Genomic DNA, 25,254 nt, shown 5'->3' on the forward strand with positions numbered 1-25,254 from the left:
CATGACCAAGATTCTCGAGTCGGTCTACAGCGCGGTCGGCCAGCTCGTCAATCGAAGTTTCCTGATCGTCGGTCTGGCGCCTGCGCTGGTGTTCGCCGGAGGCGTGCACCTCTACCACAGTGGTCGGCCGGGACTCGACGCGCTTTCGGCCACGGTCACCTCGTGGATGGACTCCTTGGCGGCGGCGGCCTGGCCGGTGCTTCTGATCCTTCTGCTCGCCTTTCTCTTCCTCGCTGCTCGGGGGGGCCTGCAGTATCTCCTGGTGGAATTCCCCTTCGGTCCACTGCGCGACGCCTTCTTGACGCTGTCGCTCCAGCGCGCCCGCAGCCTCACCGAGGCCCACGCGGAATGGGAGCGGCACCTGAGCGCCTTCCGCTGGTGGAAAGAGGGACGGTTCGTCCGGATCGTGGCACCCAGCGCCACGCCCCAGGCGCGCGGCTGGGCGGAGGGTGCGGCCGAGGCCGAGCGCGGCATCCGGGCCCAACTCGCGACCGGCATTCCGCTCTCTCCGCAATGGGTCGCCCGGGTTGGCGCCGCGCTGCACCGGCTGCGCGAAGCCGCGATCGTCACGGACGAAGGGCAGGCCTTGCCCGCGGACGTGCAGACGGAGCTGGATCGGTGGCGCGCGTGGCACGCCACCGACGCGGCGGTTCGCGAGCTGCTGGATCTCTCGGCCGAGGTCGCGGAGGGCAGCGCTGCCACCCTGCGGCGCCGGAGGGACGCCTACCCGAGAAAGCTTCGCTGGGTGCAACCGACTCGCTTCGGGAGTCGACTGGCGGCGTTGGACGACTACGCCGAGCTCAGGTTGGGGATGGCGACCGGCGAGCTCTGGACCCGACTCTGGGGCATCCTGCCCGAGGGTGCCCGTAAAGAGGTGCAGGAGGCGCAGCAGGCAGTGGACGCCTCCATCAACCTCATGACTGCACTCCTCGTCCTCGGGCTCTGGATCGGGGGGGCCGAGGTGCTGGAGTGGACGACCCGGCTTCGTGGCTCCGTCCATGTGTTCGATGCCTGGGCCGCTGGCCTGCTGCTGGCGGCGCTGCTGCTCGCGCGGCTGCTGTACCTCTCCGCGCTGGTGGCGCTGGGTGGCCTGGGAGAGACGATGGTCCGTTGGATCGATCTCGAACGCATTCGCCTGCTCACCGAACTGGGACTCCCAGAACCCGCCTACGAAACCGACGTGCAGCAAGGCTATGCCACGCTGAAGCGCCACCTGGTGCTGGGGTGGCCGATCAAGCGCGATTTCCGCGTGAGCCGCAAAGACCGCAAGGGATAGGAGCCCGCCATGGAGCTGATTCCGCTGAGCATCGTCTCGTCGCAGACAGTGGTGTACGTCAACGCCACCACGGCTGTCGAAACCGTGTTGGTGTGGGTGGCGGCCCACGGGGCGGATGGTGCCGTGGCCGTGGCTCGGCCCAAAGACACGCCCACGACCACGTTCACCATCGTAGACGGAGCGCCCGCGGTGACGATCAAGTGCGCGGTCCCTCCCAACGAAGCGGTCTTGCTGCTCCCTGGGAGCGCAGGAACGCTGGCCGTGCGTGTCACGGACTCGAAGTAGCCTCGCCGCCCAGGAGGACACGCGGGCGAGTGCCCCGTTCCCAGCGAGCGTCGGGCGCGCCGCCGGCTGCTGCTCGCCTCTTCAGACCTGGTCCAGCACCCGATTCAGCGTCGCGCTGGGCCGCATCGCGGCACCGGCCTTCACCGGATCGACCAGGTAGTAGCCGCCCAGATCCTGAGGCGAGCCCTGGGCCGCATCGAGCTCGGCGAGAATCGTACCTTCGCCGTCCGCCAGCGCCTGCGCCACCGGCAGGAAGCGCTGGGCCAGAGCCGCATCGGCCGTCTGCGCCGCCAACGCCTTGGCCCAGTACTGCGTCAAGTAGAAGGTGCTGCCCCGGTTGTCGAGTTGATGCACGTCCCGCTCCGGGGAGCGCCCGTTCTGCAGGTATTCCGCAGTGGCCGCGTCCAGAGTGTCGGCCAATACCAGCGCCCCCTCGTTCCCGAACTGCTCGCCGAGGTGTTGCAGCGACGCTGCCAGGGCCATGTACTCGCCGAGCGAATCCCAGCGCAGGTGTCCTTCCTCCTGGAACTGCTGCACGTGCTTGGGCGCAGAGCCACCGGCTCCGGTCTCGAACAGGCCTCCGCCCTGCAGGAGCGGCACGATGGACAGCATGCGCGCGCTGGTGCCGATCTCCAGAATGGGGAACAGGTCCGTGAGATAGTCACGGAGCACGTTTCCCGTCACCGAGATCGTGTCCTCCCCGCGCCGGATCCGCTCCAGCGAGTACTTCATGGCGTCGACGGGAGCCAGGATGCGGATGACAAGGCCCGTGGTGTCGTGCTCCTTCAGATCACGTTCGACCTTCTTGATGACTTCGGCGTCGTGCGCCCGAGCCCGGTCCAGCCAGAACAGGGCCGGGGCCCCGGTGGCCCGTGCCCGCGTGACGGCCAGTTTCACCCAGTCCCGAATCGCCTCGTCCTTGGTCTGGCAAGCCCGCCAGATGTCCCCGGCTTCCACGACGTGTTCGAGCAGGATCCGGCCCTGCACATCCACCACCCGCACGGTGCCTGCGGACGCGATCTCGAACGTCTTGTCGTGCGACCCGTATTCTTCGGCCTTCTGCGCCATGAGGCCCACGTTGGGCACGCTGCCCATCGTGGCCGGGTCGAACTGCCCGTGGGCCTGGCAATCCTCGATCACCGTCTGGTAGATGCCCGCATAGCTGGAGTCGGGGATCACGGCCTTGGTGTCCTGAAGTTCGCCCTTGGCGTTCCACATCCGTCCTGAATCACGGATAAGGGGCGGCATCGACGCATCGATGATCACGTCGCTGGGCACGTGCAGGTTCGTGATCCCCTTGTCCGAGTTCACCATCGCCAGCGCCGGACCGTTCCGGTAGGCGGCCGCGATGTCCGTCTCGATCGCACCGCGCTGTTCGGCTGGCAGGGTCGCGATCTTGGCCAGCAGATCACCAAACCCATTGTTGGGATCCACGCCCAGCTCGTCGAGCACCGCTGCGTGCGCGCGGAAGACGTTCGCGAAGAACACGCGAACCGCATGCCCGAAGAGGATGGGATCGGACACCTTCATCATGGTGGCCTTGAGGTGCAGCGAGAACAGCACCCCCTCCTCCTTGGCATCGCCGATCTGCTTCTCCAGGAAGGTGACCAGGGCACGCTTGCTCAAGAAGGTACCGTCGAGCACCTCACCGGCCTTCAGGGCCAAGCCGTCTTTCAGAACGGTGACGGCGCCGTCCGGGGCCACGTGCTCGATGCGTGCCGTGGTAGCCGCCTCCAGCGTGACGGACCGCTCGTTGGCTCGGAAATCGCCCTCGCCCATCGTGGCCACGTGCGTCCGGGAGTCTTCGGGCCACGGCCGCATCCTGGGCGGGTGGGCGCGCGCAAAGTCCTTGACGGATTTGGGCGCTCGCCGATCCGAGTTCCCCTGGCGCAGCACCGGGTTCACGGCGCTGCCTTTGGCGCGATCGTAGCGCGCGCGGATCTCGCGTTCGGCGTCGTCGGCAGGCTCGGCCGGATAGGCCGGAAGGGCGTAGCCCTTGGCCTGGAGCTCCGCGATGCAGGCCTTCATCTGGGGAATCGAGGCGCTGACGTTGGGCAGCTTGATGATGTTCGCTTCAGGTGTCTCCACCAGGCGCCCCAACTCGGCCAGATCGTCGGGAATGCGCTGATCCTCCCGCAGACGGTCGGCGAACACCGCCAGGATCCGGCCCGCCAGCGAGATGTCGCGGGTCTCCACCGGTACGCCGGCCGCGCCCGCGAACGCCCGGATCACGGGCAGGAACGCGTGGGTGGCCAGGGCCGGGGCTTCGTCCGTCCACGTATAGAGGATCGAGGGCGCTTTGCTCATGGGGTCCGTCGGGTCCAGCCGGGGTTCTAAGGAGAAGGGGCGCCCCAAGATGCCCCGCGCGGAGCGTCCGCGACAGGGCCGGCCACCCGCCTGCGCACCCCGCGATCCGGCGGCGGAACACCCGCCCCACGTTGCGGATAGCCCCTCACCCCGCCGATCTTGCATTCAATTCCACGACAGCGATTGCGGAGGTCGAGTCCGGTGGATCCCCACCGACTGCTGGAAACCCATTTACCCATCGTCGACCGGATCGTCGCGAGCATTTGTCGGCGCCGAGCTGTGCTGGGCGACGATGCGGACGACTTTTCCGGGTGGGTCCGGCTGCGCCTCCTCGAGAACGACGGCGCCATCCTTCGACGATTCGAGGGCCGCACCACGATCGGGGGGTACCTGACGGTGGTGATCTGGAACCTGTACCGTGATTACCGCATTGCGGAGCGGGGCAAGTGGCGTCCATCTGCGGAAGCCCGCCGCCGGGGGCCGGTCGCGATCCAGCTCGACGCCCTCCTGCATCGCGACGGCTTCTCCCTGCGCGAGGCTGCCCAAGCCCTGCGGGCGCGCTTCGAGATCCCGCTCTCCGACACAGAGTTCGCTCGACTGGCCGCGGCGCTGCCACCCCGGCGAGATCGACCCGAGTTCGTGGATCTGAGCCAGGGGCTCACGCCGGACGAGAACACGCCGGAGAAAGCCCTGGAGCAAAGGAGCCGCATCGCGTTGTCGGAGCGGACCCGCGCGGCGTTGGACCGCGCGCTCCGCTCACTGCCGCGAGAGGACGAGGTGATCATCCGCATGCACTACCTGGAAGGGCACACGCTGGCGGACGTGTCCCGAACCCTGGGGCTTCCCCAAAAGCCCCTCTATCGGCGGGTGATTCGCACCATGAAGGGCCTGGAGCGGGCGCTCACCGAAGACGGGGTCGACGTGGAACAGGTCAAGGAAACCCTGCATGCGTGAGAATCGACCGGGGCGGGGCCGTCCCCACTGGACAGTGGAGAGAGGGAAGGACGCGCCATGACACGCCCGAGCGACGAAACCCTCGCAGCCTTCCTGGAGGGCCGGCTCACGGCCCTCGAGCGAGAGCGCGTGCTGGAGTGGCTCGCGGCCTCCGAGGAGGCGCGCGAGTGGATGGTCGACGCGTCGGCCACCCTGACAGAGGTCCGGACCCTGGTGGGGGAACGGTCTCAGGGGACCGGCTGGACCCGATGGAAGCGGACGGCCCGTTGGCTGGCCGTCGCCGCCGGCATTGTGCTGCTGGCCTTGCCCGCCCTCCGGGGTGGCGGAACCTCGCCCGGCGAACGGAGCCTGCGAGTGCTGCGGCGTGCCGTGGACAACGAGGGGACCGCAACGGCCCCCTCGGACAGCGAAACCGTCGCACTGGCGCCCCTCTGGAGCGTCTCTCGCGGGGAGGGTCGCCCTTCCGCAGCCGCGGCGGCCGACGCTTCCTTCCGCGCTGGCGCCTCCTGGAGTCACCTGGAGCTCGGGCTGCAGCGCGGGGATGTCGCCTACTCGGAGCGGAGCGCCGCACTGCTCTCCGAAGCCCTGGGGAGCGGAGCCGGCGCAGCGGTGCTCTCCAGCCGGCTCGACGCGCTCGTCCAGAGGTCCGACGGCGCAGACGTCGACGTAGCCGAGCGGGACATACTTTTCCGTGACCTCGAATCCGCCAGCGCGGCGCCTTGGTTTGCGCTGGGCGTCTGGGCCGGTGCGGTCCAGATCACCGTGGCCCTGGGCAGTCGGGACCGCGCCCACGAGCTGTCCTCCCTGGCGGGACCCCTGGCCGCCCAACTCCCGGACCTTCCTCCTGGAGTCGAAGCCCGCGGCGCCGTCGAAGGGGTCCGCACGGCCCTCGACGAGGGCGATCCACCCGAACGCGTTCTCGCCCGGTTGAGGGAACTCGCAGCGACCCTCGGCCTCTGAGTCGTGCGCCTGCGCGCCGCGGCTCTTCTGGGCACGCTGTTGGCCTCCGCGTGCAGCAGCTCCGTCGAGTCCTCCCTGACCGAGCGCGCCCGCACGCTGCTCGCCAACTCGGCGGACGGCTTCGAGTTGTCGGGCGGTGTGCATGTCTGCTCGCGGTGGCCCCGCCCCACGGGCCCGGAGGCCGACTGTTCCCTCGCGATCCAGCGACCCGCACTGGCCGGGGCCACCCGCTTGGCCGCCGACGTCGATCGGGCTCTGAACGGGGTACCGGACCGGGATGCGCTGTGGGCCGCCGCTCTGTTGGGAATCGCTTTGCCCTCCGACCGGCGGCTCGGCCTCGATGCGGCCGCGCGTCGTCTCCGGCACGTCATCGCGTTGGAAGACGCAGTCGACGCTCGCAACGACCTCGGCGTAGCGCTGGCGCTGGAGGGTGACGAAGCCGACGAGCCGGAAGCGTGGTTGGCGGCCCTCGATCAGTTCGACAGCGTGCTCCTCGAAGACGGAGCCCAGGCCGCGGCTCGCGCAAACCGCAACCTGGTGCTCCAAAGACTGGGACTCCCCTTGTTGAGCCGCCTGGAGCAGAACTCGCCCGCGCCCGGCGCGGGGACCCCCGCCGCTCCCCGGGATTCGACGGTGGCGTCGCTGCGCAGTTTGCTGGAGCGCGGGGCCGAGCCGCCGGTGCGCCTGCTCGATGACCTCACCACGGGGGGTAGCCGACGGGTGCTGGAGTTCGCACTGGTCGACGTGCTGGCTCCCGCGCTGCAGGACAGCGACTCGGTGAGCGGGGCCCGGTGGATCACGGCCCGGTCACTGGCCACCTGGCTACGCGACGAACCAGGGGACTCCGCACTCGCCGGCGCGCTGGACGCGGCAGCACGCGGCGCCGGCGGGGTCTTCACCAAGGCGGGTGCCGAGGCCCTGCGGGCCTATGCGCGCGGCCGCCTCCTCTTCCTGCGCAGTGCCTACGCGGAGGCGGGCGTCCATCTGGCCGAGGCCGAGGAAGCCTGGCGGGTGGATGCCAGTCCTCTGCTACCCGCCGCCACCTTCTGGGCGGGTGTGACGCGGTATTACGCCCCGGATCCGGATGGCGCCCGACAGCGCTTTCGCACGGTCCTCGAACAACCGTCGCCGACCTTCCGGGCCTACGCCCATTGGGGCCTGGGCATCGTCGCGGGTCGACAGGGCGATTGGCAGGAGGCCGTCCGCCACTATCGCGCTTCGCTCGACACGTACGAGCAGCTGCGCGATCCCGACGGTGCCGCGGGAGCCCGCTTCCTGCTGGGTGACGTCTACGGCTACACGGGCCAGCCCGGCGCAGCGCTGCACGAGCTGCTGAACGTCATCCCCGAACATCGTCGTCTGGGATCCTTCGACAATCTGCACAACGAATTGGTGACGGCTGGCCGCCTTTCCCTCGCGCTGGGGCATGTCGGCGGTGCTCGTGCGTTCTTCCAGGAAGCGCTGCTGCTGGCCGAGAGCCGCGGAGAGCCGCGCATCCGGGCTGAAGCCCGCGTGGAGCTGGCCCGTTCGCTCTCGGACGGCGGTCGCGTTGCCGTGCTGTTGTCGGAGGCCCGCACCCTGATCGACTCCGTCCCCGACGTGGCGATGCAGGAACGCCTGGAGGCCGAAGCAGCGTCGGTGGAGGGCGCTTCTGCGCAGGGCGCCACACCCGCTTCCCTCGATGCGTTGGACCGTTCGCTCGCGTACTTCCAAGCGGTGGACGTGCCGATCCTGGCCAGCCGACTCCTGGTCGTGCGGGCCCACGCCCACGTGTCTGCGGGCGATACCGTCGCCGCCATCGCCGATCTCGAGCATCTGCTCGCCGCCGCGGAGAAGCAGACGGCCCGCAGCGACTCCCTGTTCCTGAAACTCATGCTGCGCGGAGTGGTGGACGACGGCCGCCGCTCCCTTCTGGACCTCTACCTGGGCTCGGGTCAGGAAGAACGGGCCCTTGGTCTGTCGTCCGGCGGACTCGCCCCGCCGGAAGACGGACAGACCCGCATCGTCTTCGCCGAAGGGAAGCAGCGACTGTGGGCGTGGATCCAAAGCTCGACCGGGAGCGAGCGCCTGGCACTGAGCGACGACGCGGACGCCATCTACGCCGCCGTAGCGCGCTATGTCGCGGCCCTGTCCGCGCGCCTGGCGCAGCAGGAGTCGGCGGCGCTCTCCCGTGGCCTGTATGAATCTCTCATGCGACCGCTGGTCGCACGGATCCCCGAGGGGGAGCGGCTCGAGATCGTGACCAGCGGCCCCCTGGGAACGCTCCCCTTCGCCGCACTCCTGGACGAGGACGACGCTCCTCTCATGACTCGCTTCAGCCTCGCTTACCCGAGGGCGGTGCCCCTGGAGCACCCACCGTCAGCAGAGGAGCGAGCCGCAGACCGGAGCATTCTCGTCGTGGCCGATCCAGCCTTCGCCGCAGACGCACACCCGTTGCTGAGCCGGCTCCCCATGGCACGCGTGGAAGCGGACAGCCTCACGGCGCTGTTTGCAGCCCCGCTGGTGCTGAGCGGGTCGGCCGCAGCGCGCTCCCCCGTCCTCGGCGCCGCCCGCAGCGCGCGGGTGCTTCACTTCGCGGGACACGCGGTCCTGAACGAGCACGACCCCCAGCGCTCGTCCCTGCTGCTGGCAGCGGATTCCACGGGCGGCGAACTCACCGCGGCCGAGATCGCAGCGCTGGATCTGACGGGCACGGAGTTGGTGTTCCTTTCCGCATGCAACACCGCACGTCCGGTGGACGGGGTCGTGCTCGGATTCGGGCCGTTGAGCTCAGCCTTCCTGGCCGCTGGAGTGGACGCGGTCGTGGGTACGCTGTGGGCGGTGGACGATCGCATCATGGCGCGGGTGGTTCCCCGGATCTACCGGGCTCTGGCCGACGGGTCCGCCCCCGACGTCGCGCTGGCCACCGTCCAACGAGAGCTTGGTGGCTCGCAGGATCCGGCCCTGCGTTCACCGTCCACCTGGGCCGCGCTGCGCATCGAGGCGCGTCGGTGAGAATCGGGAGAGGCGCGGCCGTCTGAGTAAGTGTCGGATCGAGCCTTCAACCCCCGAGAGCCCCCGAGATGTCCCTCACGATCGAGTTTCGCGGCCCCTGTCTGTTCGACCTCGCCAACCCCGGCAGTGTGCGCGTACTGCTACCCGCCGCGGAAGACGCGGCCAATCATCCCGATCACGCCACCAGCCCCGCCAATGTCCAACCGCACTACGGATTCCTCTTCGTACGCCGTGACGACCTGATCAGCGGCACCTGGGACGAGCTCGTGACCCACTCGAACGGCGAACTCTGGTGTGCCATCCGCCTGGGCGCAGACGACCTCGGCGATCAGATCGATTTCTATCCATCCCGGGGAAGCACCAACGGATCCACGCTGCAGAATGCGATCGCGCGAGCCTCGCGGAACGGGCACGACCTGAAGCTCTCAGACGACCCCTCTGTGCTCGCGGCGGAGTTCGAGCTGCCCGCTGGATCGCTCACCTACGTGCTCAGCAGCGGCAGCTCCGGCGAACCGGGTGAGTGGGACGTAGGTGGCATCCGCAGCGCCGCGCTTCCATGGACGGTGCGTTGGACGTCGGTGGCCCCGACCGCGGGCATGGAGCTGCAGATCGGCAAGCTCGCCGATCCTGCCAACGTGCGGACGCTGCGCCTGGCCAACGCTCCCGCCATCGAGATCATCGTGATGAGCATCGACACGCCGGACGCGGCCATGGCGCTGGAATACCCGCGGTTGTCTCCGTGCAGCGGAACAGGTTGCGCGGATCACGACTTCAAGTGGATGTACCGCTGTACGGTGGATCCGAGCGGAGCGATGCCGACGACCGGGCTCCACTACCCGGTATGGATTCCACAATCCGCTCCCCTGGCGTTGCGAGCAGCGCTCGCCACCGCGAGCGCTGCGACGATGGCGCCCGGGCTCCCCACGTGTTTCCCGGGGGGCTTCTGGTAGGCCGCCCCAACGGTCCGGTGCCTGCGCCCGTCGGGGGTCGCGACGAACCTCGCGGCCGCCGAGCCTAGCGCTTCGGCGACGTGCTACCCGAGCGTGGCCGCGAAGGTGGGCATGCGGCGGTGATTGGTGGCCTGTTCGAACGCATACGCAATGCGAATCAGAGTGGGCTCACTCCACGCTCGGCCGAAGAACGAGATGCCGAGCGGAAGGCCGCCCACGAAGCCCATGGGCACGCTGATGTCCGGGTAGCCGGCGATGGCAGCTGGACCCGCCGAGCTGCCCCCGTCCGCACGGTCACCCTTGATGTGGTCGGTGGGCCAGGGGATGTCCCGCGTGGGCGCAACGATAGCGTCCAGATTGTGTTCAGCCATCAAGCGATCGATCCCGTCTTCCCGGTTGGCCCGCTGGATCGTGCGCTGGGCATTCAGATACTCGGGGTCCGTGAGCGGCCCCCGCGCCTGCGCCGCGATCATGCGCTCCTGCCCGAAATATGGCATCTCCCGATCCGCGTTGCGGATGTTGAACTCGATGACCTCGGCCAGGGTCTTCACCGGAGCGTCCGGCCCCAGCGTGGCCAGATACGCATTGAGGTCCGCCTTGAACTCGTACTCGAGCAAGGTCAGCGGCAGATTGTCGTTCCAGGCCGATTGCGTGAGGTTGGCCGGGTCGATGATGACGGCTCCCGCAGCCCGCATGGCCTCGACGGCATCCTCGAACAGCGCCGTGACGCGCGGATCGAAGCCGGTGAAGCTGCGGGCGACGCCGATGCGCGCACCGCGGAGGCCCGCTGGATCCAGGAACGGAGCGTAGTCGCTGAGGGCGTTCCCCTGACTGGCGGCGGTGGCCCCGTCCCGCGGGTCGACGCCGGTGAGCGGCCCCAGGAGCAGCGCCGCATCGCGTACCGTCCGGCACATGGGTCCGGCCGTGTCCTGGGAATGGGAGATCGGAATGATCCCCGAGCGACTCCATAGGCCCACGGTGGGCTTGATGCCCACGACTCCGTTGCTGGACGACGGACACATGATGGACCCCCCCGTCTCGGTGCCGATGGTCAAGGCGGCCAGATTCGCAGAAGCGGCGACGCCCGACCCCGAGCTGGAGCCGCACGGGTTGCGATCCAATGCGTACGGGTTGCGACACTGCCCGCCCCGCCCGCTCCACCCGCTCGTGGCGCGCTCACCGCGAAAATAGGCCCACTCGCTCAGGTTGAGCTTGGCCAGGATGATGGCGCCCGCTTCACGCAACTTCTGCGCGATGAACGCGTCCGTGGGGGGGATGGAGCCCTCCAGGGCGAGGGAGCCCGCTGTCGTGGGCATGCGATCGTGCGTGTCGATGTTGTCCTTCAGCGCCACCGGGATGCCGTGCAGCGGCCCCCTGACTCGGCCCGCCGCGCGCTCTGCGTCCAACTCCTCGGCGATCTGCAGGGCGTCCGGGTTGGTCTCGATGACCGCTCGTAGCTCCGGCCCCTGGGTGTTGAGGTCCGCAATCCGCTGCAGGTAGAGCTCGGTGATGGAGCGCGCCGAGCGCTCGCCCGTCTCCATGGCGCGCTGGAGCTGCTCGACAGTGACCTCATCGAGCTCGAAGGGCGGCACGGCCTCCCTCCCCTCGCGGCCGACGGGGGTGGATCCAGCCGGACCACAGCCGGACGTCCCCAGGGCCGCCGCCCCCATCCCCCCTGCCACGGTGGTCTCGATGAAGCGTCGACGGTCGATCATTGTCGTGCTCTCCTGGTCGGTGACGGGCGAGCGCACATGATAGGGTGGGGCCAGCGGCTGCGCAGCGACGGTGTCCAAAGGCGGCCCGCTTCGTCGCCTGGACTGCAAAGGCCACCTCCCCGAGCCCGGAGCACTCCATGACCCGCGTCCCGTCCCTGCTGCTGGCCCTGGGGGCGATGGTTGCCGGATGTCACAGCGCGCCAACCGCTGCCGACCTGCCTCGCGAAGAGGACGCCCCCGAGGAGGCACCGCCCCCGCCCGACACCGTGGCCGGCTCTCTCAGGGGGTACGCGCTTCAGCTGGCCCCCGGAGCCCAGGCCATCTCTCTGATCGCCTCCGGACAGGACTCGGCGAGCTGCACGCAGGCGCGCGCGGGAGGGGCCTCCTACTCAGGCGTGATCAACGCCGGGTGGGTAGGCCGCGTCGAGGACACCCTGCGGCGTGGTGGGCGAGTGTTCATGCGACCGATCACGTCCTACTCGTTCGCCGGACGAGGACACATGACCTGGAGCCAGGACGCCCTCTTCACCGTCAACGCCTCTGCGTTGGGCTCATCCAAGCACAGTGACGAAGCGACCGATCCCATCGCCTTGGTGAGTACCGACGTCACACCGGAGTGGCCCGTTCGTGCCGGCCAGCTGCACGGGGGCGACACGCTCCGCGTCGAACTGCAAGCGGAGGCCACGGCATCGTTGGGAGCCCTTTGTGGACAAAGCACGCTCGCCCAGGTGAAATGGCGTGTGTGGGGTGCGATCCTCTGGCTGGACGGCTGAGAACGCTCGACGCCACAGCCCCGGCCGTGGGAAGCCTCGGCGTGTCGCGATGACCGCAGCGTCTGGGGGCGCCGGTCAGTCCCAGACCACGCCGTAGTCGTCGCCGTGATTGCTCGACCCGCCCCAGAAGCTGCCGTGCGCCCAGTCGAAGAAGATGGCGTTGATGGGCCCTGAGGTCCGCTCGGCGAAGGTCAGCAAGTAGCCCATCCGCCTCAACTCCGCCTGCACCCAGGGAGGCGTCGCGTCCTGCACCAGCATGCGACCCGGCGCGATGTCGCGATTTCCGAACGAGCTGCGCATCTGGAACGAATTGATGTTGGCGGCCTCGACGGCCTCCTGCACGTTCATGTCGAATTCCACCACGTTCAGAAAGAACTGGAGCAGGTTCTGATCCTGACTGTCTCCGCCTTGTACGGCGAAGCTCAGGAACGGCCGCCCATCCTTCAAGGCCAGCGAAGGCGTCAGGGTGGCCCGCGGCCGTTTGCCCGGCTCGATGACGTTGTAAGGGCCGTCCTCGGCGTCGACGACGAACGACTGAGCTCGTTGGCTCATGCCGATTCCGGTTCGGCCCGCGATCACGGCTGGCACCCACCCTCCGGACGGTGTGATGGAGACCACCCATCCCTCCTCGTCGGCCGCCTGCACCGAGGTGGTGCCCATGTAGAAATCCTCTTCGTACTCCTCGAGCTCGGCGGGGGTCATGCCGTCCGTGACGGCTCGCGATCCCGCATTCCAACGGGCCAACAGCTCCGTGAACGGGTTGACTCCTCCCTGATGCGGGTAGGGGTCGCCCGGCCCCACTGCAGGGTCGTTCTTGCTCCAGTCGATCTGTTGTGCGCGCTCCCGGGCGTAGTCCTTGGACAAGAGCCCCGCGATCGGCTCCTCTGGCGGAAAATAGGGATCTCCGTAGTAGAAATCGCGGTCGGCGAAGGCGAGGTTCATGGCCTGATAGAGGGCGTGCATGTAGCGGGCGCTGTTGTACCCCATCGACTTCAGGTCGACGTTCTCGAGGATGTTCAGCGCCTGCAACAGGACGGGTCCCTGCACCCAGTGCGTGAGTTTGTAGACCTCGATCCCTTTGTAGGTCGTCTTGACCGGCTCCTCGATGTACTCCCTCCAGTTCGCCAGGTCGTCCATGGTCACCCGCGAACCCTGCTCCCGTGCGCCCCGCACATACTCCTGAGCGATGTCACCCCGGTAGAAGCGCTGGTAGGCCGCGTGGATGGCCTCCTTTCGGCTCTTGCCCTCGGACAAGGCCTGGGCCTCCGCCTCCACGAGCTTGTGTAATGTCGCCGCCAGATCACGCTGCACGAAGATCTCACCGACCTCGGGAGCCTCCCCCTCGGGGAAGAAGACCGCCGCCGTGTAGGGCCACGTCTTCATGAGCTGAGCCTCGGCCCCGATGCGACGCGCGGCATCGGCCTCCATGGGGTATCCCCCCTCGGCCATCTCGATGGCGGGGGCCAGTACGTCCGCGAGCGAGAGCGTTCCCCACTCGGCCAACATGCGCATGAGTCCGCCCGGAGTTCCGGGCGTCACCATGGCGTCCACCCCGGTCTCGGGTGGGTAGCGCATCCCCTGCTCGCGGAAGTACTCGGGCGTCGCTCCGGTGGGAGCCGCCCCCAGCGCGTTGAGCCCGATCACCCGACGCTCGCCGGGGTGATAGATGAGCGCCTGCGTCTCCCCACCCCACGACAGGACGTCCCACATGGTCGCGGTCGCCGCCAGCATCGCCGCGGCCGCGTCGACGGCGTTGCCCCCCTTCTGGAACATCATCGCCCCGGCGGTCGCGGCCATCGGTTTGCCGGTGATGGCGATCCAGTGTTTCCCGTGCAGCACCGGCTTCTGGGTGCGTTGGGCGTGCGCCGCCGCGGGTGCGAGACAGAGGAAGCAGGCCAGAGCGGTCAGGCGGACGAGCGTGCGCATGGGGCGAGTCTCGGCTCGGGGATCGGCGGTCCCCGCAACGTAGGTCCACGCCCAACCCCCTGGCGAGTCGCCCGGGCGTTCCCAGCGGCGGAGGCGGGCCTCCGTTTAGACCTGATCTGGATCGGCGGTGCGCCTACGCTCGCGGCAGGCCGGCGGGGTCGGTCACTCCGCCACGAGGATGAGCGGCACCCGCGAGGCTTTTCCCGGACGCCGCGGCGACACGCGGTCATAGAGCTCCTGGAAGGAGCGCCGCAGGCAGACATGGGCGTACGCCGTTCCGATCGCCTTGCCGATGCCTGCCCCCACCGCCGTCGCCGCCGCCCCCACCCACCAGGCGGGGACTCCCAGCCACGGGGAACCCTGGCCGCGGGTCCAGACGGTGACCAGCCCCAGCGCCAGCAGGGCCGCGAACCCTGCGGCTCGCCAGGCCCGATTCGCGAGCAGCGCATTGAGCCGCTCCTGGAACGCGAGGTTCTCGGCCGGCGTCAGCGCGCCCAATCCAAGGGCCACGGTCCCCGCGAATCCCTTGGACCACAGGCGAACGCCACCGGCCAGGATGCGGACCTGGATGGGATGCTCGATCAGCATGGCTGCCCCCCGAAGCGGCTGGGGCCTCCCCCGGTGGGAGGCCGCACACCTCCCAGGCGCGGAAACCAGGAGAGACCGGCCACCCAAGGCCAAACGCGAGAAATCCCGGGCCTGTGTCCGTCGTTACAGATGGTCGCCCCGTTCAGCCGGCGCACCCTACCCCGACATCCGCACGGGACTCCGCGCTGCACCGCCCGCTTCAGGCCGGTCCCCCCCACCGGCACCTGCCCTAGGTAGTCTTGCCGGCGTCGGGGCGGCCCGCAGGGGGGGGCCGTGTGGAAACGAGTTCCTTGGTGTCCCGGGCGGTTCTAGCGGGACGACTCCTCGTCCAACATCCGGGCCCGCTCCGCAGCCGCATCCTGGGCTCGGATCGCGGTTCCCACCGCCTTGGCCCCGGGAATGGGCATGGTGGCGACCAGGGAGTCCTTCTGATGGCGGGTCAATTCCGGCGCCGGCTCCTCGGCCTGGGACGCGCGCCCCGGACACGCCGCGCCCAGCAGGGCGGCGCACAGGGCGAGGGAAGCCAATCGTCGCATGGCGGTCTCCTGGGCGGATGATCCATGTGGGGCCTGAGCTCCGCACCCGGGGGTGCAGTTTCCATGCCCACGCCCTACCCTGGGGAGAACCACGGGAGGATTCCATGAACCGCCGGGACTTCGTCCGCGCCGCTGCCCTCACCTCACTGGCGCCACCGCTCATCCAACCCGGACGTGCGAGTGCACGCCGCGACCAGCACGACCCACGAGCCCTGATCATGGACGCCATGGGAGAGCTGCGGACGATCTACGAATCCGCCCTGGTGCGCGAGATGCTCGCCAGCGGCATGGACTCCATCACGGTCACGCTCTGCGATCCCAAGCCGGTGGGTGCGGAAGGCCTCGAGTTGGCCGTGAACGGACTCCTCGAGTACGACCGCTATCTGGCTGCCCACCCGGAGCTGTTCATCAAGGCCACACGCGCCGCGGACGTGGAGCGCGCACGGCGCTCCGGTCGTATGGCGGTCTTCTATCTCTACCAGAACTCGGAGCAGTTCGGCGGTGATCTGGACCGAGTGGATCTGTTCCACCGACTGGGTCTGCGCAGCTGCCAGATCACGTACAACGACCGCAACCGCGCGGGGGTGGGCTGTCGTCAGGCCGGCGACGCGGGCGGCCTGACGGATTTCGGTCGCGCCTTGATCGACCGGATGAACGGCATCGGGATGCTCGTGGACCTCTCGCATGCCAACATGCAGACGATGGCAGACGCCATCGAGGCCTCTCGGGTGCCCGTTCACATCTCGCACACCGCCTGCGACGCGGTCTACCCACACGAGCGTAACACCACGGATGCCAACCTCCGTGCCCTGGCGGACCGAGGCGGCGTGGTGGGGATCTGTCAGCTGCGGCCGTTCCTCACCGAGAAGAAGCGGGACAACCTGCACACCTACTTCCGCCACATCGATCATGCCGTGCAAACCGCGGGTGTCGAGCACGTCTGCATAGGGTCCGACCGGGATCACCGCGTCATCGAGATGACCCCCGAGTACGAAGCAGAGCTGCGCGCGGAAGAAGGTAGCCAGGTGCAGAGCACCGAGCTCCCCTACTTCATCGACGAGCTGAACGGGCCCCGGCGAATGGAAGTGGTATGGGACGGAATCGCGGGACTGGGCTATTCCGGAGACGACGTGGAGCGGATTATGGGCCGCAATCTCCTTCGCCTCTACGAGGAGGTCATAGGCTGAGCGCAGAGCGAGGCCCACCTCCCGTCCGCACCGAGCTCGGCAGCGGCCGTGCGCCGCGGCGCTGCCATGATGGTAGAGAGCCCCGTTTGTCGCTTTGTGGATGAAGGGCCCTGCGCTTGCCTCCCAGGAGTCGGGTAGGGGCCGGCTCGAATCTCCGCCCCATTCTCCGGACGCCGACCGCGACGATGCGCCTCTCGCCAGCCCGTTGGGCCCGCCTGGAGTCCCTGTTTCATCGCGCTGCGGGACTCGGGAGCGGCGAGCAGGCGCGCTTCATCGAGGCGGAATGTGCGGACGACCCCGAGATGGGGCAGGAGCTCGCTTCGCTGCTGCAGGCCGTCGGACGGACGCCCGAAGGCCTGCGCGTAGCACAGGACCTGGTCAGCCGGGCCATCGAAACCCACACCTCCCGGATGCGTCGCTCGGGAGAGCCGTAGCGCGGGGGAAGACGGAGAGCAGGGTTCTCCGGCCCGGGGGCACTCCCGACCCCGGCTGGACGTAGTATTGACCATGTTGCCTCTGCCCGCCTCCCGCCTGCCGCTCCTGGGCATGTTGCTGGGAAGCGTGCTGTTGACGCCGCCCGAAACGGGCACACCGCGACTCCCGCCTCCGGGGCAGCCCATCAGCGCCCAGGAGTTCTTCCAGGCCGCGCCAGCCGGATACGACTTCTACTTCACACGCGCGGTCTATGGCACTGGCTTGGCGCGCGGTTTCCGGCGCTACGCTTCCTGGGCCACCGACTTCCCCAAGGCAGACGAGCAGTTCGTGATCGTGATCGATCGCACGCTGGAGCTGCTGGACGTCTACCAGGGCGTCAACCCCGTGCGGCTGGACGATCCGGAGCTTCGGCGCTTCCCCTTCCTGTACATGCTCGAGGTCGGCTACATGAGCCTCTCGGACGAGGAGGTCCGCGGTCTGCGCGACTACCTCCTCTCCGGTGGTTTCCTGGTGGTGGACGACTTCTGGGGCACTGCGGAGTGGAACAACTTCGAGTACGAGATGCGTCGCGTCTTCCCCGAGCTCCCCATCGTCGAGCTGGGAACCGATCACCAACTCTTCAACACGTTCTACGACATCGAGGAGATCAAGCAGGTCCCGGCCGCCAACAATCTCTACCGGCGCTACGAACGGGACGGCATCGTGCCCCACATCCGAGGCATCCATGACGACAAGGGCCGCCTGATGATGGTGATCAACTGGAACAGCGACCTGGGCGATGCCTGGGAATGGTCCGAGCGCCCCGAGTATCCCTTCGACCTGTCGTCGTACGCCTACAAGCTGGCGGTCAACTTCATCATCTACTCGTTGACGCACTGAGCTCTGCCCGCCCCTCCCCCGGGCGCTCGCCCTCGTCGACTACTCCGCGCGGAGCGCCACGGTGGGCTCCACCCGGGTGGCCCGCCAGGCCGGAACGGCACCCGCTGCCAGCGCCACCAGACACAGCACCACCGTGACGCCGGCCAGTACGACGGGATCACGAGCGGGCACGGCGTACAGCAGCGGCGCGAGCCGCGGGGCCAGCAGAAGTGCGACCACCAACCCGAGCACCAACCCCGTCCCGGCCACCCGCGCCACATCTGCGAGCACCAGCCGGACGATCCACCCGGGCGTGGCCCCCAGAGCCCCCCGGATCCCGATTTCCGGTACGCGGCGGGTGACATCGAAGGCGAAGACGCTGTAGATCCCCACGGCCGCCACCACCAAGGCCAGCGCTCCGAACAGTGTGAAGAGCGTCGCGCCCAACTGCCACGCCCGCGCTTGGGGATCGAGGATCTCGCGGTAGCCTCGCACTGCGGCGAAGCGGATGCGAGAATCGAAGCCCTCCAGCTCCCGGCGCAAAGACTGCTGCACATCCGCGGCCCCCGGACGCACTCGCACGAAGAGCGTGCGCGGCGGATAGTCGTTCAGATGCTGGGCCAGCGGCAGGTAGTAGAGCGCCTCGTCCGGTTCGATGAGGCCTTGGCGATGCGCGTTTTCGACGACGCCCACCACAGTCGTACAGGTCTCGGCATCGCGCCCGATCAGAACGCAGCGCCCGATCGGATCCTGATCGGGCCACAGCCGCGAAGCCAGATACTCGTTGACCACCATCACGGGCAGCGTGCCTTCGGCGTCACTGTCCTCGATGCCCCGCCCACGCCGGACCTCGAGGCCCATGGTGGAGAGGAACTGCGGGCTCACGGCATTGAGGTAGGGGCCACCACCGGGAAAGTGGGGTAGCGAGTCCAGTCCGGGGGCGCGAAACTCCGCGCTCCAGCTATCGCGGAAGGGCATGCTGAAGGCCAAGGCAGCCTGATCGACCACAGGCAGCGCCCCTGCACGCTCCTGCGCACGTTCGTACAGATCCGCCAACGGCGAGGTGGCCGACGGCAGAGGGTTTCCACCCTCATCGGCTTCCAGTCGCACCGTGTACAGCCCGTCCGGATCGAAGCCGAGGTCGATCCCCCGCACCGCGGAAAGGCTGCGCACGAACAGCCCCGCTCCCACGAGCAGCAACACGGAGAGCCCCGGCTGGAGAACCAGGAGCGCGGTACGCACCCGGCTCCGCCCCAGACTGCTGCGGCCATCCCCCGCACGCAGTCCTTCGATGACGTCCGTACGGGTCGCAGACATCGCGGGCGCCACACCCGCCAGCACGCCGGCCAGCAGCGTCACGCCCAGTGTCGCCAAGCCGACGCGCGGGTCCCAGCCCACGCCCGACCAGTCGACGTCCGGCAGCAGGGTCCTGCGCACCACCGCACCACCCCAGGTCGCCAAGGCCATGGCGGCGAATGCCGCGAAGACGGCCAGCAAGAGGCTCTCTCCCAAGACCATGAAGGCCAGGCGTTCACGGGGGATCCCGAGCGAGACCCGCACGGCCAGCTCGCGCCGCCGCTGGCTGGCGCGGGCGAGAAAGAGGTTGGCGACATTGGCACAGGCGATCAGCAGCACCACGAGCGACACGCCGGCCAGCCAGACCGAGACACGCGCAACGCTGCCCGGCCCTCCACTCTCGCCCTCCGGTCCCCGCGCCACGATGGACGAGACGGCGACGATGCTCGCCTCGGGATCGTACGAGCCGCCGGCATCCGCCCTGCCAGCGCGGTGCAGCGCGGTCAGCTCCGCCTCCACCCGGGCCACGCTCACGGTGTCGGCCAGTCTCGCAACCGCGTTGACCCACCAGTCGTTCCGGCTGTCGGAGGCGTTGCCCATGACCTCGAAGCCATACTTCTCGAGGGGAAGCCACAGGTCCACGCGGCGAAGCTCCATCCCCGTGAACCGTTGCGGAGCCACCCCCACGATGTCGAAGGCCTCGCCACCCAACTCGATCGTCCGGCCCACCACGCCCGGATCACCGCCAAACGCCGATTGCCACAGCTCGTATCCCAGCACCGCCACGGTAGGGCCGCCGACGCGGTCCTCGTCGCGCGTGTAGAAGCGACCCAGCGCGGGCTGCACGCCCAAGGTCGGGAAGAACGCAGCTTGGGCGAGCGCCGCCCGCACGCGGATAGAGCCGGGCCCCCGTCCCATCGTGACTTCGCCCCAGGATGAGTAGGCCGCAAGCGAGCGAATGGTGCGCGCGCCTTCCCAGTCCTCGACATCGGGATACGAAAGGGTGTTGTCGACGATCAGGTCACCGGGCCGCCACTCCCGGCGCACGAACAGGCGGCGCACCCGCTCCGCGTTCACCACATGATCGGGCGGTCGCAGGAGCAGTCGATCGACGATCCCGAACATGGTGGCGTTGGCCCCGATTCCCAGGGCCAGGGTCAGCACGGCCGTCACGGCGAAGCCGGGAGAGCGCCCCAGGCCGCGCAACACGATCTTCCACGCGCTCCACCCGTCCTGTAGGCGGCGTCGCAGCGCCTCGCCGCGTGCTGTGCGGCGGTCCGTGCGCACGAGCTCCGTCACGTAGCGCTGCTGGTCTCCAAACCGACGCTGAGCCTCGGCACGCGCCTCTACGGGTGACCAGCCCGCCCGGATCAGCTCTTCGATGGTCTGTTCGAAATGGAACGCCAGTTCGTCCGCGAGATCGGCACGCACGTCACGCCGCACGTTGCGGATGTCGAAGCTCCGTCCCTCCCCCTCCTGCCTCCCCCGCTCCGCCATGCCTCGACTCCCTCAGGAAACGTTCGTGGCTTTGGCCGCCTTCAACACGGCGAAGACCGCCTCGGCGTATTCCACCCACGTGCGGGAATCGTCCTGCAGACGCCTCCGTCCGGATGGGGTCAGCTGATAGAACTTGGCGCGGCGGTTGGTGTCGGTGAGGCCCCATTCCGCTCGAAGCCAGCCTTTGCGCTCCATGCGGTGCAAGGCCGTGTAGAGCGCCCCGTCCTCGATCTGCAGCCGGTCCCCCGTCGCGTCTCGGATCCAACTCGCGACGGCGTAGCCGTGCGACGCCCCTCCCTCCAGGGCGTTCAGGACCAGGAGGTCCAGAGTCCCCTGTAACAACCGCATCCCTTGCTGCTCCATGACCCCTTCCTGACCCCTGAATTGTTAACCCCTGAATTGTTCAGGGATAATGGCGACGGCCCGCTGACGTAGTCAAGGGTGACTCAGGGCGACGGGACGACCCCGTGTCCCCGAGGAAGGGGTCGGGTCCCGCGCCAACCGGCTGACGGGCCGAGGCCCGGGTGACCCTCCGCGGAGCCTCCTGGCGCCACTGTCCGTGGTAGAGGGCGTCACCCGTTCCGTATGGGGCCTTCTTCATCACCGAGCTCTCCAAGGAGTCAGCGATGGATGGCACGCCGGTCGCGAACCTGGCGTTCCTCGGCGTGGTTCTCTCTGTCGTGATCGCGGGCGCCACCGCCACCGAGCGCACCGCTCCCGCCGAGGAACGGCGCCGCGTCCGCTTGCGTGCGCTGTCGTTCGGTGCGCTTTGGCTGCTGCTCACGGCACTGCCCACCGTCAGCGGCCTGCTCGCGCCAGACGGGCGGCTCCCGCCACAGGCGTTCATGGGGGCGGTGTTGCTGGCGGCTGTCGCGTTCGCATTGTCACGTCTGGGCGGCGCCATCGCGCGGTCCACGCCGCTTGCCGCACTCGTCGGATTCCAGGGCTTCCGCCTACCGCTCGAGCTGGTGCTCCATCGGTGGGTCTCCGCGGGAGTGGCGCCGCCCCAGATGACCTGGACCGGCCAGAACCCCGACATCGTGAGCGGACTCCTCGCGCTGGCAGCCGTGCCGCTGATCAGCCGATCTCGCGTGTTCGCCTGGGTGCCCACCGTGGTGGGGATCCTGCTCCTGGTGAACATCCTTCGGATCGTGGCCACCTCGTTGCCCGGTCCGCTGCAGCGCTTCCCCGACCCCGTCACGCTCCCCTTCCGTTTCCCGCACGTGTGGATCGGCAGCGTCTGTGTCGCGGGGGCGCTGGCCGGACACCTCATCACCTTGCGCGCGTTGCGGGCCCGATGAGCAGCGGCACGCAGACGTCCTGGAATCACAGGCTCCGCGCGGCAAGCCGGATGCACGCGACGGTCCTGGCGCTCTCGCTGGCGTTCGCCGGCCCGGCCCATTCCGCCACACCCGGCTGGGCGGCTCACCCCCAGCAGGCGTGGGAGCGCTACGTGGAGGCCCAGCTCGACCTGTCGGCACTCGGCCTGGGCAGCCTGGCGGCCCGCCGTGTTTGGTCCGAGACCGGGTCGCTGGCCGCCGGCACCTCGGCCTACTTCCAGATGAGGCCCGAGCCGGGGATCACCTATACCCTCCAGGGAGTCTGCGACGAGCGTTGCGATGATCTGGACCTGCGGGTCACCGGATTGGAGGGGGCCGTGGTGGGCAGGGATGGCGCGCCGGACGCCGTCCCGCTGGTGCACTTCAACCTGGGAGACGCAGGGCCTTTCGAGGTTCAGGTCACCATGGTCGGCTGCCTGGCCAGCGCATGCCGCTTCGGGGTGGCGCTCTACGAGGCGGGACCCTCCGAAGCACGCGCCCGCGGTACACCTGCACCCTCAGAGGGCGCAGCGCCCACCGATACCGGCGTCTCGCTGCCGTGGGATGGCAGGAGCTCCCTGCGCGGACGACTGTTGCCAGATCAGTTCTTCCATCGCATCGACCGAGCCTTCGCCAAGGGCGACCATCTGGACGCGTTGCTCCGCTCGTCGGAGTTCCATCCCTATTTGGCCGCGGTCTCGCCCAGCGGACGCTGGTGGGTGGGCGACGCGTCGGAGGCCGGAGGATCGCGTCTCTCCCTCGAGGTCGACGAGCCGGGCACCTGGCGTCTCTTCCTCGCGTCCCGCCTCGCGACGGAGTCGGGAGCGTACGTCTTCGAGGCCGCGCCTGCGCCGGGCTCCACGACGGGGTTCAAGGAGGCACCCACGGTGCTGGGAGCGCAGGCATCCGGAGGGGGCTCCCCCCGGGTGTTCGGCGTCTTCGTGGGCATCTCGGACTACCCGGGCAACGGCGTCGACCTTCCGTACACGTCGGCGGACGCCAGCCGCACGCTGGACGCGATGCGGCACAGCCGCGATCTGGACGAGGCCGGCCAGGCCCTCTTCACGGACGATCGTGCCACGCGCCGCAGCGTCCTGCGTGCGGTGCGCCGCCTGAGCGCAGCTGCCGGGCCCGACGACACCTTCGTCTTCTTCTTCTCAGGGCACGGCGTGCAGGTCCCCGCTCCTCGAGCGCAGGCGTCCGATCCGGATGGTCTCGACGAGGCGCTGATGCTCCACGACGGCCCGCTGTTGGACGACGAGCTGGCGGAGGCGTTGGCCGAGGCGCAGGCAGGCGCGATCGTCGTGATCCTGGACGCCTGCTACAGCGGAGGCTTCGCCAAGGATGTGATCTCCCGCCCGGGCCGGCTCGGCATCTTCTCCAGCGAAGAGCACGTCACGTCACAGGTCGCCGCCGAGTATCGAGCCGGCGGCTATCTCTCGGAGTTCGTCTTCGACGGAGTGGGCAAACGAGCGGCCGACCAGGATGGCGATGGCGCCCTGACGGCGACCGAGCTGCTCGAGTACCTGCACGAGCGCTACCGGCGCCAGAGCGATCTTTCCCACCAACATCTCGTGGTCGATCGCGGAAGCGTGGCTGGCGAACGGGTGCTGTTCCGTTAGGCGTGCGGCGTCGAGCGCCCACCTGCGCCGATCCTCGGCCGAGCCGGGGCCCATGCGGGCTCGCTCAGGTGGGCTCGGACTTCCCCGCCACCGCCACGTAGCTGTCGTCGTCCATCCGCAGGAGCACCAGCGTGTTGGTGGTGCGGCACTGCGTGCAGAAGGCATGGTGGTCATCCAGCACCTCCATGTCCGTACGCAGACCACACCCTTCGCACACGGCGCTCACCATCGGCCAGCCGCCGTGCTTGTCCTCTCCGCTGCGTGCCAACCGGAACCCCATCACGATCGAGGGGAGCTGCGAGACCGGGCACTCGCTGTTTTGACATCCGGCGCCGAAGTCGAGGCAGATCAGCTCTCCTCCATCGGGCAAGCTGGCCTGCCCTCCCTGCAGCGGTGCCGGAGTGACGCCCACGTCGACCTTCTTGTTGCAATGGCTGCAGAAAACGCTACGGGTCTTCATCGGCGGTCCTCCAGGCGGCGCTTCATCTCTTCGGTGGGCACGGTGAAGACGGGGCACAGGTCCCCGGTACAACTGTCCCCATGCGCAAGACACACGAGGTCCTCGGCGGTGGGCTCTTGCCCTTCCGGCAAATCCGGACGCACGACCACCTCGACCTGCCGGTCGCATGCGGAGCAATACGCGTGACGAACCTCCATGGCTGCCTCCCTATGCGACGTGAATGAGCTGTACCGCTGACGGAGCCTTGGCCAGCAGCGCATCGGCGTCACCAGCCGTGAGGCCGAAGGCGGCGGTGGCCCAGGCGTCCGCCTCCATGCAGGTCTCGGCCTCGACCGTGAGGGTGCGCACGGGGGTCTGGACGGGCGCGCCCGTGACGGGATCCAGGATGTGCGCGTAGCGCCGCCCTTCGTAGTCGAAGCCCTGCTGATAGTCTCCGGAGGTGGCGACCGCCGCGTCCGAGACCTCGAGCTCCCGCAGAAGGACCCGCGCATCCTCCGGGGAGCGCACCCCTACCGTCCAGGGGTCCCCCTCGGGGGAGCGCCCCAGCGCAAAGAGGTCGCCGCCCACGTTGACGAGCCCGTCGCGGATCCCCCATTCCCGCAGCACGGCCACCGCCCGATCGACACCGTGGCCCTTCCCGATGCCGCCGAGATCGAGCGCAACGTCGGCATCCAAGGCTCGGACGCGCGCACCCTGCGGCGTCCTCTCCAGATCCAGCAGACGATGGAGCTCCCTCGACGCGAAGCCCCGTGAGATCTCCGGTGCCAGGGGCGTCCGGCGGTGGGCAACGTCCCAGGCCACCACCATCCGACCGAGACAGGGATCGAAGCGCCCACCGCTGCGCTCCGCGACCGCCAGGGCCGCCTCCAGGACGTCCGCTGTGGTCGCGCTCACAGTGACGGGGCGGACATGAGCCATCTCGTTGATGCGCCCGACCTCCGACTCCGGCCGAAAGCGTGTCAGACGGCCCTCGCATTCCGACAGCGCGTCGAGCGCCGCGCCGGCTGCCGTCCAGGCAAACCGTTCATCACGATGCACCACGCCTACTTCGGCGATGGTGCCCATCAGCGGCAGGCGCCGACGGACGAGCTTGGGAGCGCGGCGCGCCCAGGGAAGGGTCGCCACTACGAATGCGCCCAGCCCGACCGAAAGAAACGCCCTCCGACCCGGGAGCCCCCGGCCACCGTGTGCGTCAGCCATCGTTCCTCCTGTGTTCACAGGATGCGCCGCATCCCGCACACCCGCCATCGCAACCGCGGTGGCGTATCCAGCCGAACAGGGCGAACAGCCCTCCCATCAGCACGACCGCGGCCACG

At 68.8% G+C, this 25,254-nt stretch carries 22 protein-coding genes; 12 read left to right on the forward strand and 10 right to left on the reverse strand.

The genetic code is table 11. From position 1 onward, the window contains the following. The first annotated feature begins 1 nt into the window (after position 1). Together R3E10_06805 and R3E10_06810 are read left to right on the forward strand one after the other, a co-directional pair. A complete protein-coding gene (locus tag R3E10_06805; protein ID MEZ4415447.1) occupies positions 2-1,276 on the forward strand; it encodes a hypothetical protein in 1,275 nt (424 codons plus the stop codon). Between the two features lie 9 nt (positions 1,277-1,285). Then, entirely contained in the window at positions 1,286-1,561 is a 276-nt protein-coding gene (locus tag R3E10_06810; GenBank protein ID MEZ4415448.1) for a hypothetical protein, read from the forward strand. An 81-nt stretch (positions 1,562-1,642) separates the two neighbouring features. Here the strand turns inward: R3E10_06810 and R3E10_06815 are convergent, their stop codons facing one another. Then, positions 1,643-3,868 carry an NADP-dependent isocitrate dehydrogenase gene (locus tag R3E10_06815; GenBank protein ID MEZ4415449.1) on the reverse strand — a complete coding sequence of 742 codons (2,226 nt, stop codon included), beginning with the start codon at positions 3,866-3,868 and terminating at the stop codon, positions 1,643-1,645. 201 nt (positions 3,869-4,069) lie between these two features. On the opposite strand from R3E10_06815, the gene R3E10_06820 reads away from it, so the two are divergent. The 4 genes from R3E10_06820 (at position 4,070) to R3E10_06835 (ending at position 9,726) form a co-directional block, all read left to right on the forward strand. Then, positions 4,070-4,822, forward strand: coding sequence for a sigma-70 family RNA polymerase sigma factor (locus tag R3E10_06820; protein MEZ4415450.1), 753 nt, complete (start codon positions 4,070-4,072; stop codon positions 4,820-4,822). A 57-nt stretch (positions 4,823-4,879) separates the two neighbouring features. Continuing rightward, positions 4,880-5,782, forward strand: a complete 903-nt coding sequence (locus tag R3E10_06825; GenBank protein MEZ4415451.1) for a hypothetical protein — start codon at positions 4,880-4,882, stop codon at positions 5,780-5,782. A gap of 3 nt (positions 5,783-5,785) precedes the next feature. Further along, complete coding sequence (locus R3E10_06830) at positions 5,786-8,776, forward strand: CHAT domain-containing tetratricopeptide repeat protein (protein ID MEZ4415452.1); 2,991 nt, start codon at positions 5,786-5,788, stop codon at positions 8,774-8,776. Positions 8,777-8,844: 68 nt separating this feature from the next. Further along, positions 8,845-9,726: a hypothetical protein gene (locus R3E10_06835; protein MEZ4415453.1), complete on the forward strand. Its 882-nt coding sequence runs from the start codon at positions 8,845-8,847 to the stop codon at positions 9,724-9,726. A gap of 83 nt (positions 9,727-9,809) precedes the next feature. On the opposite strand, the gene R3E10_06840 is transcribed toward R3E10_06835, so the two are convergent. Then, positions 9,810-11,441 (reverse strand): amidase, encoded by a 1,632-nt coding sequence (locus tag R3E10_06840; GenBank protein ID MEZ4415454.1) that lies wholly within the window; start codon positions 11,439-11,441, stop codon positions 9,810-9,812. 137 nt (positions 11,442-11,578) lie between these two features. Between R3E10_06840 and R3E10_06845 the strand changes: the two genes are divergently transcribed. Then, complete coding sequence (locus R3E10_06845) at positions 11,579-12,214, forward strand: hypothetical protein (protein ID MEZ4415455.1); 636 nt, start codon at positions 11,579-11,581, stop codon at positions 12,212-12,214. Positions 12,215-12,289: 75 nt separating this feature from the next. Here the strand turns inward: R3E10_06845 and R3E10_06850 are convergent, their stop codons facing one another. From R3E10_06850 to R3E10_06860, 3 genes are all read right to left on the reverse strand, one after another. Beyond that, positions 12,290-14,140 carry a gamma-glutamyltransferase gene (locus R3E10_06850; GenBank protein MEZ4415456.1) on the reverse strand — a complete coding sequence of 617 codons (1,851 nt, stop codon included), beginning with the start codon at positions 14,138-14,140 and terminating at the stop codon, positions 12,290-12,292. A gap of 162 nt (positions 14,141-14,302) precedes the next feature. Then, positions 14,303-14,728 carry a hypothetical protein gene (locus tag R3E10_06855; protein ID MEZ4415457.1) on the reverse strand — a complete coding sequence of 142 codons (426 nt, stop codon included), beginning with the start codon at positions 14,726-14,728 and terminating at the stop codon, positions 14,303-14,305. A gap of 308 nt (positions 14,729-15,036) precedes the next feature. Continuing rightward, the gene (locus R3E10_06860) at positions 15,037-15,264 is read right to left on the reverse strand and encodes a hypothetical protein (protein MEZ4415458.1); all 228 of its coding nucleotides are present in this window, start codon (positions 15,262-15,264) and stop codon (positions 15,037-15,039) included. A gap of 104 nt (positions 15,265-15,368) precedes the next feature. Here R3E10_06860 and R3E10_06865 point away from each other — a divergent pair, with 104 nt between their 5' ends. From R3E10_06865 to R3E10_06875, 3 genes are all read left to right on the forward strand, one after another. After that, positions 15,369-16,451: a membrane dipeptidase gene (locus R3E10_06865; GenBank protein ID MEZ4415459.1), complete on the forward strand. Its 1,083-nt coding sequence runs from the start codon at positions 15,369-15,371 to the stop codon at positions 16,449-16,451. Positions 16,452-16,636: 185 nt separating this feature from the next. Continuing rightward, positions 16,637-16,885, forward strand: a complete 249-nt coding sequence (locus R3E10_06870; protein ID MEZ4415460.1) for a hypothetical protein — start codon at positions 16,637-16,639, stop codon at positions 16,883-16,885. A 73-nt stretch (positions 16,886-16,958) separates the two neighbouring features. After that, positions 16,959-17,765 (forward strand): DUF4159 domain-containing protein, encoded by an 807-nt coding sequence (locus R3E10_06875; protein MEZ4415461.1) that lies wholly within the window; start codon positions 16,959-16,961, stop codon positions 17,763-17,765. Between the two features lie 39 nt (positions 17,766-17,804). On the opposite strand, the gene R3E10_06880 is transcribed toward R3E10_06875, so the two are convergent. Together R3E10_06880 and R3E10_06885 are read right to left on the reverse strand one after the other, a co-directional pair. Beyond that, positions 17,805-20,537, reverse strand: coding sequence for an ADOP family duplicated permease (locus R3E10_06880; protein ID MEZ4415462.1), 2,733 nt, complete (start codon positions 20,535-20,537; stop codon positions 17,805-17,807). Between the two features lie 12 nt (positions 20,538-20,549). Beyond that, the gene (locus R3E10_06885) at positions 20,550-20,900 is read right to left on the reverse strand and encodes a PadR family transcriptional regulator (protein MEZ4415463.1); all 351 of its coding nucleotides are present in this window, start codon (positions 20,898-20,900) and stop codon (positions 20,550-20,552) included. Between the two features lie 263 nt (positions 20,901-21,163). On the opposite strand from R3E10_06885, the gene R3E10_06890 reads away from it, so the two are divergent. Next, complete coding sequence (locus tag R3E10_06890) at positions 21,164-21,838, forward strand: hypothetical protein (GenBank protein MEZ4415464.1); 675 nt, start codon at positions 21,164-21,166, stop codon at positions 21,836-21,838. Between the two features lie 50 nt (positions 21,839-21,888). After that, positions 21,889-23,478, forward strand: coding sequence for a caspase family protein (locus R3E10_06895; protein MEZ4415465.1), 1,590 nt, complete (start codon positions 21,889-21,891; stop codon positions 23,476-23,478). A gap of 64 nt (positions 23,479-23,542) precedes the next feature. Here R3E10_06895 and R3E10_06900 read toward each other — a convergent pair whose 3' ends face one another. The 3 genes from R3E10_06900 to R3E10_06910 are packed head-to-tail and all read right to left on the reverse strand — an operon-like array spanning position 23,543 to position 25,138. Then, positions 23,543-23,938 carry a hypothetical protein gene (locus R3E10_06900; GenBank protein MEZ4415466.1) on the reverse strand — a complete coding sequence of 132 codons (396 nt, stop codon included), beginning with the start codon at positions 23,936-23,938 and terminating at the stop codon, positions 23,543-23,545. After that, positions 23,935-24,135 (reverse strand): hypothetical protein, encoded by a 201-nt coding sequence (locus R3E10_06905; GenBank protein MEZ4415467.1) that lies wholly within the window; start codon positions 24,133-24,135, stop codon positions 23,935-23,937. The genes R3E10_06900 and R3E10_06905 overlap by 4 nt, the downstream gene beginning before the upstream one ends. A 10-nt stretch (positions 24,136-24,145) precedes the next feature. Next, positions 24,146-25,138 (reverse strand): FAD:protein FMN transferase, encoded by a 993-nt coding sequence (locus R3E10_06910; GenBank protein MEZ4415468.1) that lies wholly within the window; start codon positions 25,136-25,138, stop codon positions 24,146-24,148. Between the last annotated feature and the right edge of the window lie 116 nt (positions 25,139-25,254).

Source organism: Gemmatimonadota bacterium, assembly GCA_041390105.1.
In the GTDB taxonomy this organism is placed as follows: Bacteria; Gemmatimonadota; Gemmatimonadetes; order Longimicrobiales; family Gaopeijiaceae; genus JAGQIF01.